Origin of the sequence: Streptococcus parasanguinis (assembly GCF_009717775.1) — a bacterium.
Lineage (GTDB): Bacteria > Bacillota > Bacilli > Lactobacillales > Streptococcaceae > Streptococcus > Streptococcus parasanguinis_AG.
Window position 1 is genome coordinate 452838 of record NZ_WMZF01000001.1, and the last position, 17313, is coordinate 470150.

17 protein-coding genes are annotated in these 17313 nt (G+C 39.7%); 16 read left to right on the forward strand and 1 reads right to left on the reverse strand.

Annotated elements, in window-relative coordinates; genetic code table 11:
* Positions 1-2 precede the first annotated feature (2 nt).
* The 3 genes from GMC92_RS02350 (at position 3) to GMC92_RS02360 (ending at position 2828) form a co-directional block, all read left to right on the forward strand.
* Positions 3-977, forward strand: coding sequence for a nucleoid-associated protein (locus tag GMC92_RS02350; protein WP_155199597.1), 975 nt, complete (start codon positions 3-5; stop codon positions 975-977).
* Complete coding sequence (locus GMC92_RS02355) at positions 977-1579, forward strand: lysozyme family protein (protein ID WP_003007284.1); 603 nt, start codon at positions 977-979, stop codon at positions 1577-1579. The genes GMC92_RS02350 and GMC92_RS02355 overlap by 1 nt, the downstream gene beginning before the upstream one ends.
* A 238-nt stretch (positions 1580-1817) precedes the next feature.
* A complete protein-coding gene (locus GMC92_RS02360; RefSeq protein WP_155199598.1) occupies positions 1818-2828 on the forward strand; it encodes a DUF1002 domain-containing protein in 1011 nt (336 codons plus the stop codon).
* Between the two features lie 172 nt (positions 2829-3000).
* Here GMC92_RS02360 and guaA read toward each other — a convergent pair whose 3' ends face one another.
* Complete coding sequence (gene guaA, locus GMC92_RS02365; RefSeq protein ID WP_155199599.1) at positions 3001-4566, reverse strand: glutamine-hydrolyzing GMP synthase; 1566 nt, start codon at positions 4564-4566, stop codon at positions 3001-3003.
* 128 nt (positions 4567-4694) lie between these two features.
* Between guaA and GMC92_RS02370 the strand changes: the two genes are divergently transcribed.
* The 13 genes from GMC92_RS02370 to GMC92_RS02425 all read left to right on the forward strand — a co-directional run bounded on the left by GMC92_RS02370 (position 4695) and on the right by GMC92_RS02425 (position 17048).
* Complete coding sequence (locus tag GMC92_RS02370) at positions 4695-5393, forward strand: GntR family transcriptional regulator (protein WP_003007291.1); 699 nt, start codon at positions 4695-4697, stop codon at positions 5391-5393.
* A gap of 238 nt (positions 5394-5631) precedes the next feature.
* A complete protein-coding gene (locus tag GMC92_RS02375; RefSeq protein ID WP_155124890.1) occupies positions 5632-6909 on the forward strand; it encodes a glycosyltransferase in 1278 nt (425 codons plus the stop codon).
* Positions 6906-7883 (forward strand): NAD-dependent epimerase/dehydratase family protein, encoded by a 978-nt coding sequence (locus tag GMC92_RS02380; protein ID WP_155199600.1) that lies wholly within the window; start codon positions 6906-6908, stop codon positions 7881-7883. Before GMC92_RS02375 ends, GMC92_RS02380 begins: the two co-directional genes overlap by 4 nt.
* Positions 7858-8685 carry an MBL fold metallo-hydrolase gene (locus GMC92_RS02385; protein WP_155199601.1) on the forward strand — a complete coding sequence of 276 codons (828 nt, stop codon included), beginning with the start codon at positions 7858-7860 and terminating at the stop codon, positions 8683-8685. Before GMC92_RS02380 ends, GMC92_RS02385 begins: the two co-directional genes overlap by 26 nt.
* Entirely contained in the window at positions 8651-9916 is a 1266-nt protein-coding gene (locus GMC92_RS02390; RefSeq protein WP_155199602.1) for a F390 synthetase-related protein, read from the forward strand. Before GMC92_RS02385 ends, GMC92_RS02390 begins: the two co-directional genes overlap by 35 nt.
* Before the next feature lie 12 nt (positions 9917-9928).
* Positions 9929-10873: a 3-oxoacyl-[acyl-carrier-protein] synthase III C-terminal domain-containing protein gene (locus GMC92_RS02395; protein ID WP_155199603.1), complete on the forward strand. Its 945-nt coding sequence runs from the start codon at positions 9929-9931 to the stop codon at positions 10871-10873.
* Positions 10874-10953: 80 nt separating this feature from the next.
* Entirely contained in the window at positions 10954-11286 is a 333-nt protein-coding gene (locus GMC92_RS02400) for a putative DNA-binding protein (RefSeq protein WP_003001435.1), read from the forward strand.
* Between the two features lie 2 nt (positions 11287-11288).
* The gene (locus tag GMC92_RS10800; RefSeq protein ID WP_049514330.1) at positions 11289-11504 is read left to right on the forward strand and encodes a hypothetical protein; all 216 of its coding nucleotides are present in this window, start codon (positions 11289-11291) and stop codon (positions 11502-11504) included.
* 17 nt (positions 11505-11521) lie between these two features.
* On the forward strand, positions 11522-13093 hold the full coding sequence (gene ffh, locus GMC92_RS02405) for a signal recognition particle protein (protein ID WP_009731038.1): 1572 nt from the start codon (positions 11522-11524) through the stop codon (positions 13091-13093).
* A 66-nt stretch (positions 13094-13159) separates the two neighbouring features.
* Entirely contained in the window at positions 13160-13927 is a 768-nt protein-coding gene (locus tag GMC92_RS02410) for an alpha/beta hydrolase (RefSeq protein ID WP_155199604.1), read from the forward strand.
* Between the two features lie 105 nt (positions 13928-14032).
* Positions 14033-15016, forward strand: a complete 984-nt coding sequence (locus tag GMC92_RS02415; RefSeq protein WP_155199605.1) for an acetylxylan esterase — start codon at positions 14033-14035, stop codon at positions 15014-15016.
* Positions 15017-15774: 758 nt separating this feature from the next.
* The gene (locus GMC92_RS02420; RefSeq protein ID WP_155199607.1) at positions 15775-16383 is read left to right on the forward strand and encodes a helix-turn-helix domain-containing protein; all 609 of its coding nucleotides are present in this window, start codon (positions 15775-15777) and stop codon (positions 16381-16383) included.
* A 191-nt stretch (positions 16384-16574) separates the two neighbouring features.
* Positions 16575-17048, forward strand: coding sequence for a zinc-ribbon domain-containing protein (locus GMC92_RS02425; protein WP_241672873.1), 474 nt, complete (start codon positions 16575-16577; stop codon positions 17046-17048).
* Positions 17049-17313: the final 265 nt, after the last annotated feature.

A 17313-nucleotide genomic window follows, 5' to 3' on the forward strand; every position in this document is an offset into this window, starting at 1 on the left:
TTATGGATATTTACGTAAAAAAAGCCATCATTCATCAATTTAGCCCAGACGATACCGATCTCTATCTGGCAGATAAATTTCTCAATATCACGCCTAAAATCGAGGAATACTTGCGTAAGAAGATTGAACGGGTCTATTCCGATGAAGCCAGGACCGGTATTTTCGAAGAGGACAATCCTTTTCTTGAGATGATCTCAGATGACCTATTAGAAACTTCGGTTGCAGTAGCGAATCGATGGAAGGAAGAATTTGTCGTCTCTGAGAATCAAAAGACTAACGATTTGGTGTTTATCCAATTCTCAAAAGAAGGGGTGGACCATTTTGCCTTTCTTCGGATTGCCTTACGGGAAACCCTGACGCATCTTGGTGGTGAAGTGGATAATCCGATTAAGCTGACGCAAAATAATCTACCTGGTTTTGGCACTGGTGCTGATGAGGCCTTGGTCATCAATCTTCAAAGTCGCAAATACCACTTGATTGAAAAACGGATCAAGTACAACGGGACGTTCTTGAACTATTTTTCTGAGAATCTGTTGCAGGCGCAACCCAAGATCTCCCCTAAAAAATCGATCAAAGCACTAGAAAAAACAGCCCAGAAGATTGCGGAAAGCTTTAACTCAGATGATTTTCAATTTCAATCAAAGGTTAAATCTGCTATTTTTAACCATATTGAGGAAGAAAATAAACTCTCTCCTGAGAAATTAGCAGATGATCTCTTCGACGACAATTTGACAGCTCGCCTCAGTTTTATTGACCAAGTTAAAGAAGCTGTGCCTGAGCCTGTCACTTTTGAAGAGATTGATGCCAGTCGCCAGTTGAAGAAGTTCGAAAATCAGAAATTGTCATTGTCAAATGGAATTGAACTGATCGTTCCGAATAATGTCTATGAAGATGCAGAATCTGTTGAATTTATTCTAAACGAGAATGGGACTTATTCTATTTTGATCAAAAATATTGAGGATATACAGAGTAAATAATGATTAAACGTATAGTGAAGATCTTCTTATTCATCTTACTAATATTTGGAATCTACAAGGGAATTCAGATCCACCATGATGTCAAACAAGTCATGCAGTACCGCTCCCTGGTTAGAGAAGTCCTTGCTGAAGAGGACACCACGGCCAATGAAAACCTCATTCTTGCTATGATCTATACTGAGACCAAAGGTCGAGAGGACGATGTCATGCAGGCAAGTGAGAGTGCAAGTGGTGAAACCAATACCATTAGTGATAATAAGGCCAGTATTCGCCAAGGTATTCAGACTCTTTCAGATGAGTTAAAAGAAGCCAAGAAAAAAGGCGTTGATAGCTGGACAGCCGTTCAAGCCTATAATTTCGGGAAAGACTACATTGATTATGTGGCTAAACACGGTGGGACAAATTCCCTAGAGTTGGCCCGAGCTTATTCACGGGATGTAGTAGCGCCAAGTCTTGGCAATGTAACCGGTGAAACTTATCTTTACCTCCACCCTATCTCTCTTTTAAACGGGATGGAACTCTACATTAATGGGGGGAACATTTATTATTCTCGTTTAGTAGAAACCAATATGACGATTATGAAGTTATTTTCATGGTTTTAATCATTTTCCAGAGAGCCAATTGGCTCTTTTTTAAGCTGATCAGTTCTGCCTCCGGTTTTTAGGGAAAATAAAAATGTCATGCATTCTTAAAAAAACTGTAAGCTAGTTTTAAGAAATCAACTGTATAATGAAAATCGAAGTGGGTAAACTCTTTATTTACTTCTTTTTTCATCTCTAGTGAGGTAAGAAAGGTAATATGAGATACCCAGAGGTAATTTGAATTAGAAAGAAGAAAAAGATGAAATTAAAGAAGATTGCATTGTTTGTAACGACGACTTTGGCTTTGTTTACAGCTGTCCCACGTGTTTCTGCAGATAGCAATCTGCAGAAAGTCATCGATGAAACCTATGTCAAACCAGACTATGTTTTGGGCTATTCGCTGGACCAAAGTCAAATTGAACAAACCTTGAATCTCTTGAACTACGATAGTTCAAAAGATAAAGAAGAGTGGAAGACCATGACACCAGAGGTTTATTCTTCGATTATGAACGTTGCCAACGATGATAGTTTGGAACTTTATTCCTCTGTTAAAATTCAAAAATTAGGCAAAAAAAAGCCACTAGAAGTGAATATCGTGACACCTCAAAATATCACCAAGGTCACTGCAGATATGTATCGTAATGCAGCCGTTACACTTGGATTGGAGCATGCTCAAATTACAGTAGCTTCCCCTATCCAAGTGACCGGAGAAAGTGCCTTAGCTGGGATCTATTACTCGCTTGAGAAAAATGGTGCCAAAGTTTCTCAAGAAAGCAAAGATCTGGCCCAAGAAGAGTTAAAGACTTTATCCGGGATCAATGAAGAAAACGCTGGTAAGAAAAACTTCGATGCGGATAAGTTAAACGTAGCATTGACCGACATTAAAACAGCAGTAGCCAATGCCAAACAGAACAATCAGGATTTAAGCAAGGATGATATTCGAAAGATTGTCGAAGAAACCCTGAAAAATTATAAGCTGGATACAACTGTAACAGGTGATCAGATTAATTTGATCGTGAATTTCGCAGTCAACCTCTCAAAGAGTAGTGTCATCAGTAGCAAAAGCTTTACGAAGACCTTGTCGGATCTGAAAGATAGTATCGTAGACAAGGCAGGCGATACCTTTAATAATATCAATCTCAATTTTGATACAAATGCTATTCTAAAAGACAGTGGAAACTTCTTCACAAATGCGTGGAATGCCATTGCTGGCTTCTTCGGAGCCATCTGGAATGCCATCGTTAAATTCTTTAGTGGGTTAGTTGGCTAAAAATAGCAGGAAAGCACTCCTGACAAGAAGTCAGAGTGCTTTTTGTGTGTGATTTCCTATTTTTATACTTAATAAAAAATTTTATGTTAAGCTCATAAAAAAAGGTCCAATGGACCTTTAACTCGCTTTTCTATTTCTTAGCTCATGAAAAAAAGGTCCCCCGGACCTTTTTTTACTCCCACTCTACAGTTGCAGGTGGTTTGCTTGTGATATCATAGACGATGCGGTTGACGTGGTCAACTTCGTTTACGATACGGACTGAGATTTTTTGGAGGATTTCCCATGGAATCTTCGCAAAGTCAGCTGTCATTCCATCGATAGAAGTGATAGCACGAATGGCGATAGTGTAGTCGTAGGTACGGCCGTCACCCATAACACCTACTGAACGAACGCCTGTGTTAACCGTGAAGTATTGCCAAATATCGCGGTCAAGACCTGCTTTAGCGATTTCTTCACGGAGGATAGCGTCAGATTCACGGACTGTTTCAAGTTTTTCTTCAGTGATTTCACCCATGACACGGATAGCAAGACCTGGTCCTGGGAATGGTTGGCGCCAAACGATGTGGTCGGGCATACCAAGTTCAGTACCAAGCGCACGAACTTCATCTTTATAAAGAGTATTCAGTGGTTCGATCAGTTCGAACTGCATATCCTCTGGAAGTCCACCAACGTTGTGGTGAGACTTGATGGTTTGAGCAGTATCCGTACCTGACTCGATTACGTCTGTATAGAGAGTTCCTTGTGCTAGGAATTTCACATCTTTGAGTTTACTTGCTTCGTCATCAAAGACATATACAAACTCATTACCAATGATCTTCCGTTTTTTCTCAGGATCAGACACACCAGCTAACTTATCAAGGAAACGTTTTGCAGCGTCTGCTTTGACGATGTTCAAACCAAACTTACCACCAAGCATATCCATCACTTGGTCAGCTTCTCCTTTACGAAGAAGACCGTGGTCTACAAAGATACAGATCAATTGATCGCCGATAGCTTTTTGAAGGAGAACCCCAACAACAGAAGAGTCAACACCACCTGAAAGACCAAGAAGGACACGTTTGTCTCCGACGGTTTCACGGATTTTTTTGATCTGCATATCAATGAAGTTGTCCATGGTCCAGTCACCTTTAGCCCCACAGATGTTCAAGGCAAAGTTACGCAAGATATCATAACCGTGAACAGAGTGACGAACCTCAGGGTGGAATTGGATTCCGTAAATTTTCTTGTCTGGATTTTCAATGGATGCAAATGGACAGTCAGCAGAAGTACCAGTGCGGATAAAGTCAGCCGGAATTTCTGTAACAGCATCCCCGTGGCTCATCAAGACCAATTGTTTGTCTGGTGTGCCGGCAAAAAGAGCAGAAGATTCTGTCAAAGTCAGTTCGGATTGACCATATTCGCGGTTACCAGCATCACCTGCAGGAACGACCTTCCCACCCAATTTATGGGTCAACAATTGCATCCCGTAACAGATTCCAAGGATTGGAATACCGAGTTCAAAAATCTCAGGATCGATATCAAAAGAACCTTCCTCGTATACAGAGTTTGGTCCGCCTGAAAGAACGATCCCAACTGGATTGATTGCACGAACTTCATCAGCAGAAATCTTATGGCTCTTCAACTCTGAGAAGACTCCAATTTCACGAATCCGACGTGAAATAAGCTGATTGTATTGGCTACCGTAGTCAAGCACGATGATTTTTTCAACATCATGCAAATCAGTTGATAGGTTTGTCATCTTATCCCCTTCTTAAAGAAATTTACTTTCCTCTATTCTAACACAAAAGCCATGTCTTTACCAATCTCTGATTGAAGAATTAGGAATTTTACGCTACAATAGAGATAACACAGAGAAAGAGCAAGGTTATGATTCCAGCTTACATCCAAATCCATGATCAGATTAAGTCTGAGATTGATCAAAAAATATGGAAAATCGGGGAGCGCCTTCCCAGCGAACGCGATCTAGCTGAGAAATTTCAAGTGAGTCGGATGACGCTTCGTCAGGCCATTACCCTTCTGGTTGAAGAAGGAGTGCTTGAAAGACGAGTAGGAAGTGGCACATTTATCACTAGCACGCGCGTCCAAGAAAAAATGCGAGGCACAACCAGTTTTACAGAAATTATGAAATCGCAAGGCAAGGAACCTTCTAGCCAAGTGATTTCTTACCGTAAAACCATTCCTAGCCTCCAAGAAGTGGACAAATTGGGCATTGATAAGACAGAAACCATCATTCGGATGGAGCGGGTCCGGTATGCCGATGGGATCCCTGTTGTTTATGAAGTGGCCTCTATTCCAGAGAAATTTATTAAGAATTTCAATCGTGAAGAGGTTACCAGCCATTTCTTCCAAACCTTGGAGCGTCATGGCTATAAGATTGGAAAGTCGCACCAGACCATCTATGCGCGATTGGCCAAGGATAAGATTGCGGAGTACTTACAGATTTCAAAAGGGCAGGCTATTTTAGGTCTGACACAGGTTTCCTATTTTGAAGATGGGACGGCTTTTGAGTATGTAAAAAGTCAGTATGTCGGCGAGCGGTTCGAATTTTATTTAGAAAATAACTAAGCTCGCAAATCGTAAAAATAGAAAACTCTTCAAATGTGTGAGAGGCTCACTCTCTTTGGCATTTGGGAGCTTTTTTAGGTTGAAATCATTCTTTCTAAATAGTGATAGTAAAGGCAACATTGAAAATTTTTAAAAATTTTTAAAAAAAATTTTATTTTTTCTTCAATTTTTGTTTTTTTTTACGAATTAATAGATAGAAGCTAGTTTTAGATCTAAAAAAGATATAAGGCAGGAAAAAATGAAAAAAATTAAAATCGATGTGGTAGCTGTTCCCTTGAGTGGGCATCTGTACCCAACTTTAAATCTCGTTAAACCCTTATTAGATGATCCAACTATGGAAATCCGAGTTTTCACGGGTCCTCAGAAAAAAGCCGTCGCAGAAAGTCTCGGCTTCACGGTCGTTCCGATTCTAGAGGACAAAGTAGAAGAATTTGAACGTGTGGCTAATAACGATAAAAAACACAATCTCTTTTCAGCTTATCGGCAATTGTCTAGGAGTCTTGATTTGATTAATCATGTATCGGATCAATTGCTAGAGGAGTGGCGTGTCAACCGTCCAGATATTGTCATTGCTGACTTTATCACTCTATCAGCAGGCTTTGTGGCAGAAGAGTTAGAAATTCCTTGGATTACCACCATGGCAACACAATTTGCAATCGAAACTCCTTATGGTCCTCCTTGCTTCTTCGGAGGGATGGGAGTCGCGCGTACGAAGAAGGAAGAGAAGATCCAAGCACTATGCCGTAAACTCACGCGCATTGGAAAATACTGTGGGGCTTTCCTCTTACGCAAACGCTTAAAACGATACAATTTCAAGTTGTACAATCAAAATGGAGTGGAGACCATCTACTCTCCTTATGCCATCTTTGGAATTGGGATGATGGAGCTAGAGTTGAAGACACACTTCCCTCATCAATATGCGTGGCTTGGCCCTTTGGGAACTTCTCTTGAAAAAGCTGAAGATTATCCTTTAGATCTCAGTCCTTACGAGGACAAGACGAAGGTCCTCGTGACATGTGGAACCCAGTTGCCTTGGGCGAAGGAGAATTTGCTAGAACAAACCAAGCAGTTGGCCAAAGAGCATCCAGAATGTCACTTTTTTGTCACTCTTGGAGATGGGGCAAAGGAATTCTCTGAAGAAGAAGTAGCGCCAAATGTGACGGTTGTCTCTTATCTACCCTACAAAGAATATATTCCGCAGATGGACTATGTCATTCACCATGGAGGAGCTGGAATCTTTTATCAGTGTATCGAATTTAAAAAACCAGCCTTGATCTTGCCACATGATTATGACCAATTTGACTATGCGATTCGAGGAGTAGAAGCAGGAATTGCTTTTCAAGCACATCGCAATCGCACCGAAGAGATTCAAGCAGGTTTTAAGGCCCTATTAGAAAAAGAATCTTGGGAAAAGTTAGAAAGACTAAACAAACTTTCAAAAACCTACAAGCCGTTGGATACCTTGGAGTTTGAAATTCAACGATTATTAAGACGTGGAACGGATGGGAAACTATGAAAATACTTGTAACAGGTGCGACTGGCTTCCTTGGAAAATATGTGATCGATGAGTTGTTGGCTCACGATTATTCCATTGTAGCCTTTGGCCGAAATGAAAAAATTGGGAAGGCCCTGGAAAATGAGCGCGTCCAATTTGTGAAAGGGGATTTGAGCTCTATTGAGGAATTAAAACAAGCCTTTCAGTCTGTTGATGCTGTGGTTCACGCTGGAGCTTTATCCACTGCCTGGGGGCCTTGGAAAGCTTTCTATCAGGCGAATGTAGTTGGTACTCAAAATGTCCTTGACTTGTGCCGTGAATATGCGGTAAAACGTTTGGTTTACGTTTCTTCTCCTAGTATTTACGCAGCTGGCAAAGACCAACTAAACATCAAGGAAAGTGATGCTCCCAAAGAAAATCACCTCAACAATTACATCCGAAGTAAATTGGCGTCTGAAATACTTTTTTCTGACTATCCGGATGTGCCAAGTATCATCTTGCGTCCTAGAGGATTATTTGGTGTGGGGGATACCAGCATTTTGCCTCGTGTCTTACGCCTCAGTCGAAAAATTGGAATTCCTTTGATTCGAGGGGGAGAGCAGCTCATGGATATGACCTGTGTGGAAAATGTCGCCCTAGCTATTCGCTTGGCTCTGGAAGCAAAAGAAGCTCACGGACAAGTATATAATATTACAAATGGGGAACCAAAGACCTTTAAGTATTTGATCGAAACCACACTAAAGGGATTGGGAGAGCCGATTCGCTATCGGAAAATTCCAGCAGGTCTAGTAGCAGGTGTGGCTTATAGCCTTGAAGGGGTGTATCGATTCTTTCATCTGAAAGCTGAACCCCCCTTGACTCGCTACACTTATTATCTCCTTCGATATAGCCAAACTCTCGATATTCAAAAGGCCCAAACAGAACTTGGCTACTATCCAAAAATGACCATTGAAGAAGGGATTGACAAGTATGTCCAACATGATCAAGCGCATTGATTATTTTCCAGCAGGCTATTGTAGCAGTCATTCTGGTCTCTTATTTAAAGGGATTCCGAATGAAAAAATGCAATTTCCAGCAGGTGTCTTTTTGATTCATCATCGTGAAAAAGGCTATATTTTGTACGATACCGGCTATCACTACGAGATTAAGAAAAAAGCACGGTATTTCTGGTACCGTCTAGCCACCCCAATGCAGATGAAAAAAGAAGACCAGATCGATTATTTATTGCGAGAGCGTGGAATTGATCCAGCAGCCATTTCCTATGTGATTCTTTCGCATTTGCACCCTGATCATCTCGGTGGAGCAGCACTTTTTCCAAATGCTCATTTCGTTGTTACCCAGGAAGTCTATGAGGTGTACCAAAAACCGAAATTTAAAGATCTGATTTTTAAAGAGTTTCTTCCAGCTGATTTCAAAGATCGGGTGACTTGTCTCAAAGCAGATCAAAGGCATCCTGCTTTCCCCTATCGCCCGACTGCGGATCTTTTTGGAGATGGGAGCATTCTTGTATCGTCTATCGATGGACATGCGAGAGGACAAGGCTGTCTTTATCTGGATGAGCTCAAACTCTTCATCGGAGCAGATCTTTCTTGGGGAGTAGACCTCTTGCCTTACACAGGGCAAATGCGACTGATTCCTTCCTTGGTTCAGGATGATAAGAAGGCTTATTTAAAAGGAACTGAGTTGCTGGAAACACTCTTGCAAGATGGTATTCAAGTTGTGGTCAGCCACGACCCGCAAAAACGGATTGAAAGGATTTTAAATGAAAAAAACAGTCTTTCTGAAAACCTTTATTGAAACCAGATGGTGCCACCGATTCCGTTCAAAAGAGGCCTTGAAGCGATACCAAGATAAGCAATTGGCACGCTACCATGCTTTTATCACCTCTCAATCTCCCTATTTCCAGACTCATTCTCCCGAATCCTTTGGAACGATGGATAAAACCTTCATGATGACACATTTCAATGAGCTCAATACCCTAGGGGTGGATCGAGATCAGGCTTTAGAGATGGCGATTCGCGGAGAACAGACGCGAGATTTTACCGAGATGAATGGAGAAGTAGCAGTAGGCTTGTCTTCTGGAACTTCCGGCCACCGAGGAGTTTTTGTCACCACAGAAAAAGAAAGAAGTATGTGGGCTGCAGCGATCTTAGCCAAGATGCTACCGAAAGGAAAACTGTTTGGTCATCGCATTGCCTTTTTCTTACGAGCGGACAATGAACTCTATCAAACCATTAATTCAGGCCTTATCCGCTTGGAATATTTTGATATTTTCAAGGATAGCAAGGAGCATTTAGAGCGTCTCAAAGACTATCAACCAACCATTGTGGTTGCACCAGCTTCCACCTTGATTGAGTTAGCCAACTATGTCAGCAATCAGCAACTTGCGATTCAACCCGTCAAGGTTGTCTCTGTCGCAGAGATCCTAGAGGATCGAGATGCTGAGACAATCGCCAAAGCTTTTCAACTAGACAAGGTTGATCAGGTCTACCAAGCAACAGAGGGATTTTTAGCTTGTACCTGTTCAGAAGGCAATCTACATCTCAACGAAGATATTTTGTATGTCGAAAAAGAGTATCTAGATGATAGCCGCTTTTATCCGATTATTACGGATTTCAAACGAACGAGTCAACCCATCTACCGCTACCGCCTCAATGATATTTTGGTGGAAGAAAAGTCTCCTTGCCCTTGTGGTTCCGTCTTTACTCGAATCGCAAAGATCGAAGGGCGATCGGATGATATCTTCTATTTCAAAAAAGAAGGTGGCAGTAGCCAGATGATCTATCCGGATTTTATTCGACGGTGTATTCTCTTTGTCGAAAATATTCAGGACTATCAAGTAACTCAGTTGGCAGATGGATCCATTACCATTGCCTTGAGTCACCGGACAGAGTCTATTGAGCGATCGATTTTTGCCCAATTTGAACTCTTGGCTCAACAAAAACAATTCATCCTCCCAAGTATTCAATTTATCGATTACCAATGGGACCCAACACGTAAATTAAAACGTGTTCAACGACTTCAATAAAAGGAGAATCCTATGACTACAGTAAAAAGACATCTACAAATCAAAGGCTATGGAACAGCGCTTCCAGCTCATACAGTAAACTTCAAAGACCAGACTCGTTACCGGGTGAAAGAAGGAGAAGAAACACAGATTGATCTAGCAGAGCATGCAATTAAAGCTGCTTTAAAACATGCAGGGCTTGAAATGACAGATATCGACTGCCTGGTTTCGGCTAGTGCGGTTGGCGTTCAGCCTATTCCTTGTACGGCTTCTTTGATCCATGAGCGCGTGGCCAAGGGACTGACGATTCCAGCCATGGATATTAATACCACCTGTACTAGTTTTGTATCAGCCTTAAGCACCATTTCCTATCTGATTGAAGGTGGTGAATACAAGCGTGTCCTCATTGTATCCAGTGAAGTAGGAAGTCTTGGCCTTAATCCTAAACAAAAAGAGAGTTTTGAATTATTCAGCGATGGAGCAGCTGCCTTTATTTTTGAAGCAACAAGCCAAGACAAAGGAATCATTGCCAGCATGCAACGTACCTGGTCTGAGGGAGCACATGATACTGAAATTCGGGGTGGTTTGACAGCTTATCATCCGAAATTGTACTCTGAATCAACCAAGACTGATTTCATGTTTGACATGAAAGGGAAGAAAATTCTCTTACTTTCTGCTCGTGTTATTCCAGAAATGTTCAAAGAATTCCAAGAGAAATCAGGCATTTCTAAAGATGCTGTAGATTATATTATTCCCCATCAAGCTAGCCGGGCCTTGCCACTCGTCATGGACAAAATGGGAGTTGGCAAAGATAAATATCTCAATATTGTCAGCGATTATGGCAATATGGTTTCGGTAGCCGTGCCTTTCGGTTTAGCCTATGCACTTGATCATGGCTATGTGAAGGAGGGAGATACCATCTTCTTGATGGGAACTGCAGCAGGGATGACAGTCAATATGTTAGCATTAAAACTCTAATGATAGATCCTTTTATTTCAAGCTCAAAAAGCATCAAGTCCCGCTAGTCTTTAGCGGGCTTTTTTGATATAATGAAAGGTATGGAAATTGAGAAAACCAACCGAATGAATGCGCTCTTTGAGTTTTATGCAGCGCTCTTGACGGACAAGCAAATGAACTACATCGAGCTCTATTACGCCGATGATTACAGCTTGGCTGAGATTGCGGAAGAGTTTGGAGTGAGCCGTCAGGCGGTCTATGACAATATTAAACGTACAGAAAAGATTTTGGAGGACTACGAAATGAAACTCCATATGTATTCCGATTACATTGTTCGTAGTCAGATTTTTGATCAGATTTTAGAACGCTATCCGGAAGATACTTTTCTACAAGAGCAGGTTGAAATTTTATCAAGCATTGACAATCGGGAGTGATTATGGGCAGTCTCGTCATTTATCAAGGAATACCTTGCAAACTATTAGTCGCAGAGGGAGTATTTCCTACTCGACTACAAATTATCTCGCCCAATGATATCTCCAAAGCTATGCAAATAGGTTTTAGCTGTTGGGGATATCCAAATGAAATCATGAAAGAAGTCACACCCGAAGAACTAGAATGTTTGCAACATTTCGGACGATTTCCACTGAATTGAAAAAATAGGAGAAAATAATGGCATTTGAAAGTTTAACCGAACGTTTACAGAACGTCTTTAAAAATCTTCGTAAGAAAGGGAAAATATCTGAAGCGGATGTCCAAGAGGCAACCAAAGAAATTCGTCTAGCCCTCTTAGAGGCCGACGTTGCCCTTCCTGTTGTAAAAGACTTTATCAAACGTGTCCGCGAGCGGGCTGTAGGGCATGAAGTCATTGAAACCCTTAATCCTGCCCAACAAATCGTGAAGATTGTCGATGAAGAATTGACAGCCATTTTGGGTTCTGAGACAGCAGACATTATCAAGTCGCCTAAGATCCCAACCATTATCATGATGGTCGGTCTTCAAGGGGCTGGTAAAACAACCTTTGCTGGGAAATTGGCTAACAAATTAGTCAAGGAAGAAAATGCACGTCCTTTGATGATTGCGGCCGATATCTATCGTCCAGCTGCCATCGACCAGTTGAAGACTCTTGGTCAACAGATCAATGTCCCTGTCTTCTCACTCGGTACAGAAGTCCCTGCAGTTGAGATCGTACGTCAAGGTTTGGAGCAGGCAAGAGCTAACCACAATGACTATGTCTTGATCGATACGGCCGGTCGTCTGCAAATCGATGAAAAACTCATGGGTGAGTTGCGCGACGTCAAAGCCCTTGCTGAGCCAAATGAAATCCTCTTGGTTGTGGATGCCATGATCGGTCAAGAAGCGGCCAATGTGGCGCGTGAGTTTAACGAACAACTCGAAGTGACCGGGGTCATCTTGACCAAGATTGATGGGGATACCCGTGGTGGTGCAGCCCTTTCTGTCCGTCAGATTACTGGGAAGCCAATCAAATTCACTGGTACTGGTGAAAAAATAACCGATATCGAAACCTTCCACCCAGACCGCATGTCTGGTCGGATCCTCGGTATGGGGGATATGCTGACGCTGATCGAGAAAGCTTCTCAAGAATACGATGAGAAACGCTCCCTTGAACTCGCTGAAAAGATGCGGGAAAACACCTTTGATTTCAACGACTTTATCGACCAGTTAGATCAAGTTCAAAACATGGGTCCAATGGAAGACCTGCTCAAGATGCTTCCAGGGATGGCCAACAATCCAGCCATGAAAAACCTCAAGGTTGATGAACGAGAAATTGCTCGCAAACGCGCGATCGTATCATCCATGACACCAGCTGAACGGGAGAATCCAGATCTCTTGAACCCTAGCCGTCGTCGTCGGATTGCTGCTGGTTCAGGAAACAGCTTTGTCGAAGTGAACAAATTCATCAAGGACTTTAACCAAGCTAAACAGATGATGCAAGGTGTCCTCTCTGGTGATATGAACAAGATGATGAAACAAATGGGGCTTAATCCAAATAATATGCCGAAGAATATGCCTGGTGGCATGCCTGATATGTCTGCCCTCGAAGGCATGATGGGACAAGGCGGGATGCCTGACTTATCAGCTCTTGGCGGAGGCGCTGGAATGCCTGATATGAGCCAAATGTTCGGTGGTGGTCTCAAAGGAAAAGCCGGCGAATTCATGATGAAACGGGCGATGAACAAGATGGCCAAACAAATGCGCAAAAATAAGAAAAAACGGAAATAATTCTTTCTAATAAGGGCCTGGAACACACTGTTCTGGGTTCTTTTAGAAACTACTACTAGAGGAAACATGTTAAAAAAACTATTTCAACAACTCATTCGTTTCTTTGGAAGACTCTTTTCTTCGCACAGCAAGCCCTTTGAATTCCCAAAAGGGTCGAAGAAACCACCGATCAGACCGATCATCTTTGTACCTGGTAGTTCAGCCAGTATTCAGCGTTTCAATGGAACCATCCGCATGCTCCATCGCTATTCTAGAAAAAAGCAGAGTCTCTTAAAAATAAAAGTCAATAAAGATGAGTCTATAGAGATGGAGGGAAGACTAAATACAAAAGAGCCGAATCCGATGATTGTGATTGGCTTTGAAAATAATCGAGATGGTTACAGCAATATCAAGCAGCAAATCGAATCCCTTAAGATCGCTCTTACCTACCTTTTGGATCACTATCATTTTACAGAGTTTAAGGCAGTAGGGCACTCCAATGGTGGTCTAGTTTTGACTGGTTTATTGGAAAGTGGCTTTTTAGAAAAGAAAAAACTAACCGTAAGCAAGCTGGTTATTATTGGAAGTCCATACCAATTCAATCAAGAGATGTATGATGATTTTCAAACATGGAGGCATCGCTTAGGAAAAGAAGTAGAGGTCCTTAATTTTGTCGGTAATTTTGCTGGGAAATCAGACGGAATCGTCCCTCTTTCTAGTGCACAAGCAGCACAATCTATTTTTGAGAAACAAGCCTATACAGAAGTAAATTTAAAAGGACGCAAGGCTCATCATTCATCTTTACCCACTAATTCAGATCTAGTGAAACAATTAAGTTTATTTTTAAATCTATAAGTAAATTACATAATTTCGGTTATGTAATTTTTATTTGTCTCTTGCAATCCTTAAGTAAATATGGTACATTTTTGGTAGCGATTACATATACCCAAGGAGGATTTTATGAAAGATCCTAAATTACTAGAATTAATGAAAGATTACAGGGGACGGGATGAAGTTCCCGCAGACTTTGATGCTTTTTGGGATCAATCCCTAGCAAAGATTGTTGAACTTCCTGAATACAAGCTCGAAGAACAAGATTTCAGCATTCCAAATGTTGTTTGTTATGAATTAAGCTTTAAAGGAACACGAGATGGTCTTGTTTATGCGCGGGTTGTTTTCCCAAAAAGATATCAAAAGGTTCCAGTTATTTTCCATTTTCATGGCTATATGGGCCGTTGTTGGGATTGGACAGACATGTTGGCTTATACAGTAGCAGGCTATGGAGTTGTGTCTATGGACGTAAGAGGTCAATCAGGCTATTCAACAGACGGAGATCGATCACCACTTGGAAATACTGTAAAAGGACAGATTATCCGCGGAGCCGTGGAAGGTCCGGAACATCTCTTTTATAAGGATATCTACTTAGATCTTTACCAGTTAATAGAAATTTTAGCTAGCTTTCCTCAAGTTGACGACAGCAAACTCGCCAGCTATGGAGCATCTCAAGGTGGTGCCCTGGCCCTGGTAGCTGCCGGATTAAATCCAAGAATTCAACGAACGGTAGCCATTTATCCATTCTTATCGGATTTCAGACGTGTATTAGAGATTGGAAACACCAGTGAAGCCTATGACGAGCTTTTCCGTTATTTCAAATTCCATGATCCATTCCATGAAACGGAAGACCAAATCATGGAGACATTAGCCTATATTGATGTGAAAAATTTTGCCCATCGCATTAAAGGACAGGTTCACATGATTACCGGGCTAGATGATGATGTCTGTTATCCTGAAACGCAGTTTGCCATTTATAATCGATTAGAATGTCCAAAAGAGCATTTAATTATGCCAGAATATGCTCATGAAGCCATGAACGTTCAAGTCAATGATCGAGTCTATAATTGGCTCTGTGGTAGCAAGATTCCATTTCGATATGTAGAAAAATAAGTTAGAGAAGAAAATAATCAGTAGATCCATGAGGTTTGCTGATTTTATTGTGGTTAAAAGGGATCTAGTATAGATAGGGATACAAAACAGTCCTATATAAACTAAAAGTTTATGTACAATTGACTTAACAAGAGCTAAACCATTGATACAACTGAATTAGAAGCATAAAGTACATTCTTTAAGGAGTGTACTTTATTTTTGTTTTGTACATTATTCTGGAGTGGTATTTTGTATGTTTTCTAGTACATAATATCCTCTAATCTGAGAAATTAATTTGTACATTATTTTCAATGATAATCAATGTATAATAAAAAATTTAAAGTTCAAATTCTGAAATTACCTTCATATATAAATAATTGAATATAAATTGCTGTAGGCCTATAATAAAGATAGGGATAATAAGAATTCTTCCTAGAAAGGAGTACACTGTATCCTAAGGGTCAGTATTATTAATAAATCATGAAAAAAATAATTATATTTATCTTTATGGTTTTGCCATAGTAAACAATTTATAATAGAAGGTACGGAAGATATGATACAAGAATATCATAACTATTGGTTTCATATAAAAGGCTCAATTATTGGAGAAATTATTGGACTAATTGTCTGCTTAATTGTTGGCTTAGTTGTATCACTATTATAAAGACAATTTACACTTATTCAACCATTAGTTGATATAAAAAATATCCCACTCAACCAATGGTATGTGTACTTTTTAATAATAATAATTTACACTTAAATTGAAGGAGGTAAAAGTTATGGATCAGATTAAAATTGGAAAATTTATAGCTGAAAGTAGGAAAAAGAATAATTTGACTCAAATGCAACTTGCAGAAAAGTTAAATATTACAGATAGGGCTATATCTAAATGGGAAAATGGAAAAGCAATGCCTGATTCATCAATTATGCTAGATTTATGTAATGAACTTAAAATAAGTGTAAATGAATTATTAAGTGGGGAGATGATTGATATGAATAATTATAATGAGATAGCAGAAAAAAATTTGTTAGAAATGGCAAAAAAGGAAGAAATGCAAAATAAAAAACTAATGATGTATGAAAATGTTATTGGTTTTGGCTCAACAATATCTTTTTTAACACTAATTTTTGTTACATCATTTTTAATAGAGAATAATATAGCAAGAATATTGTTGTTTATATTAGCATTCGTTCTTTTAATAATAGGTGTTTCATTTGCATTAAAAATAGAGACAGAAACAGGTTATTATGAATGTCAAAAATGCCATAATAAATATGTGCCAAAATACGGTAAAGTATATTTTGCAATGCACTTTGGAACTACAAGATATATGAAATGTCCAAAATGTAATGAGAAAAGTTGGCAAAGAAAAGTTTTAAGTAAATAAAAAATTACAAGTTATAGAGATAATTATAAGAGCCCATCGGCTCTTATTTTTTTGCTTTAAATCCTGTTCACTCACAAACTTTTTCTTATTGAAACTATTAAAGCTTGTTCACTATTCGAAGAGAAGTTTCTCAGTGTTGTCCTTACTGTAACAACGATAAGCCTCTGAAGGGGTATAATACATTTGATTATTTGTACCCTGAACTAGCAAAATTGTGGGCACCAAATAATAAAGTCTCTATAGATAGTTTTGTTCCATTATTAACTGAAAAAAGGTTTTATTTATGGCGCTGTAAAGAATGTAACTTCGAATTTCATGAGCGCTTCAGCATTGTATTAAATAAGTATTTAAGTTCCGAGACAAAAGATCTTAAAGAAATGTGTCCATTTTTTGGAGAATTAAAAGAAAGACAAGATAATATCTCTTTTGAAGATTTGATGAACGAGTGGGACTATCTTAACAATCTTATTCTAGGAGATCCAGAAAGAATCACCAATAATACGCAATTAAGATTTTGGTGGATTTGTAAGAATAATCCAGAGCATCGTTATAGAATGGCTATCGTAGATAAGATTGCAAATGTAAAACGATCTATCGAGCCATGTATGTTTTGTAAAGGGCGTAGACGAAAAAGAGAACATTTTGTTCCTTATAGGAAAATTTAAAAAACAAGTTCAAATTTGAACCTGTTTTTTTATCATAGATTTTTATAATGTACATTATTTTAAAAAAATGTATTTTTAGTTTTCAAGGAGGTAATGTACAGAATTTTAGTATGCGAAAGATTTAGTTTTCAAGGGAATAAAGTACATTTTTTCGAGAAAAATTTTTTCCAGTTAACCTATAAGAACCCTATAACATCTTTCCGAAAAACTATAATTTTCTTGAAAAATATATCTGGCTATGCTATACTACTAGTATAGAAAGATT

What these genes read in the sequence shown, in the direction of transcription:
- GMC92_RS02355 (WP_003007284.1), top strand. Translation starts at nt 977, where the DNA reads ATGATTAAACGTATAGTGAAGATCTTCTTATTCATCTTACTAATATTT.
- GMC92_RS02385 (WP_155199601.1), top strand. Translation starts at nt 7,858, where the DNA reads ATGTCCAACATGATCAAGCGCATTGATTATTTTCCAGCAGGCTATTGT.
- GMC92_RS02370 (WP_003007291.1), top strand. Translation starts at nt 4,695, where the DNA reads ATGATTCCAGCTTACATCCAAATCCATGATCAGATTAAGTCTGAGATT.
- guaA (WP_155199599.1), bottom strand. Translation starts at nt 4,566, where the DNA reads ATGACAAACCTATCAACTGATTTGCATGATGTTGAAAAAATCATCGTG.
- GMC92_RS02390 (WP_155199602.1), top strand. Translation starts at nt 8,651, where the DNA reads ATGAAAAAAACAGTCTTTCTGAAAACCTTTATTGAAACCAGATGGTGC.
- GMC92_RS02360 (WP_155199598.1), top strand. Translation starts at nt 1,818, where the DNA reads ATGAAATTAAAGAAGATTGCATTGTTTGTAACGACGACTTTGGCTTTG.
- GMC92_RS02375 (WP_155124890.1), top strand. Translation starts at nt 5,632, where the DNA reads ATGAAAAAAATTAAAATCGATGTGGTAGCTGTTCCCTTGAGTGGGCAT.
- GMC92_RS02350 (WP_155199597.1), top strand. Translation starts at nt 3, where the DNA reads ATGGATATTTACGTAAAAAAAGCCATCATTCATCAATTTAGCCCAGAC.
- GMC92_RS02400 (WP_003001435.1), top strand. Translation starts at nt 10,954, where the DNA reads ATGGAAATTGAGAAAACCAACCGAATGAATGCGCTCTTTGAGTTTTAT.
- GMC92_RS02410 (WP_155199604.1), top strand. Translation starts at nt 13,160, where the DNA reads ATGTTAAAAAAACTATTTCAACAACTCATTCGTTTCTTTGGAAGACTC.
- GMC92_RS02420 (WP_155199607.1), top strand. Translation starts at nt 15,775, where the DNA reads ATGGATCAGATTAAAATTGGAAAATTTATAGCTGAAAGTAGGAAAAAG.
- GMC92_RS02380 (WP_155199600.1), top strand. Translation starts at nt 6,906, where the DNA reads ATGAAAATACTTGTAACAGGTGCGACTGGCTTCCTTGGAAAATATGTG.
- ffh (WP_009731038.1), top strand. Translation starts at nt 11,522, where the DNA reads ATGGCATTTGAAAGTTTAACCGAACGTTTACAGAACGTCTTTAAAAAT.
- GMC92_RS10800 (WP_049514330.1), top strand. Translation starts at nt 11,289, where the DNA reads ATGGGCAGTCTCGTCATTTATCAAGGAATACCTTGCAAACTATTAGTC.
- GMC92_RS02415 (WP_155199605.1), top strand. Translation starts at nt 14,033, where the DNA reads ATGAAAGATCCTAAATTACTAGAATTAATGAAAGATTACAGGGGACGG.
- GMC92_RS02395 (WP_155199603.1), top strand. Translation starts at nt 9,929, where the DNA reads ATGACTACAGTAAAAAGACATCTACAAATCAAAGGCTATGGAACAGCG.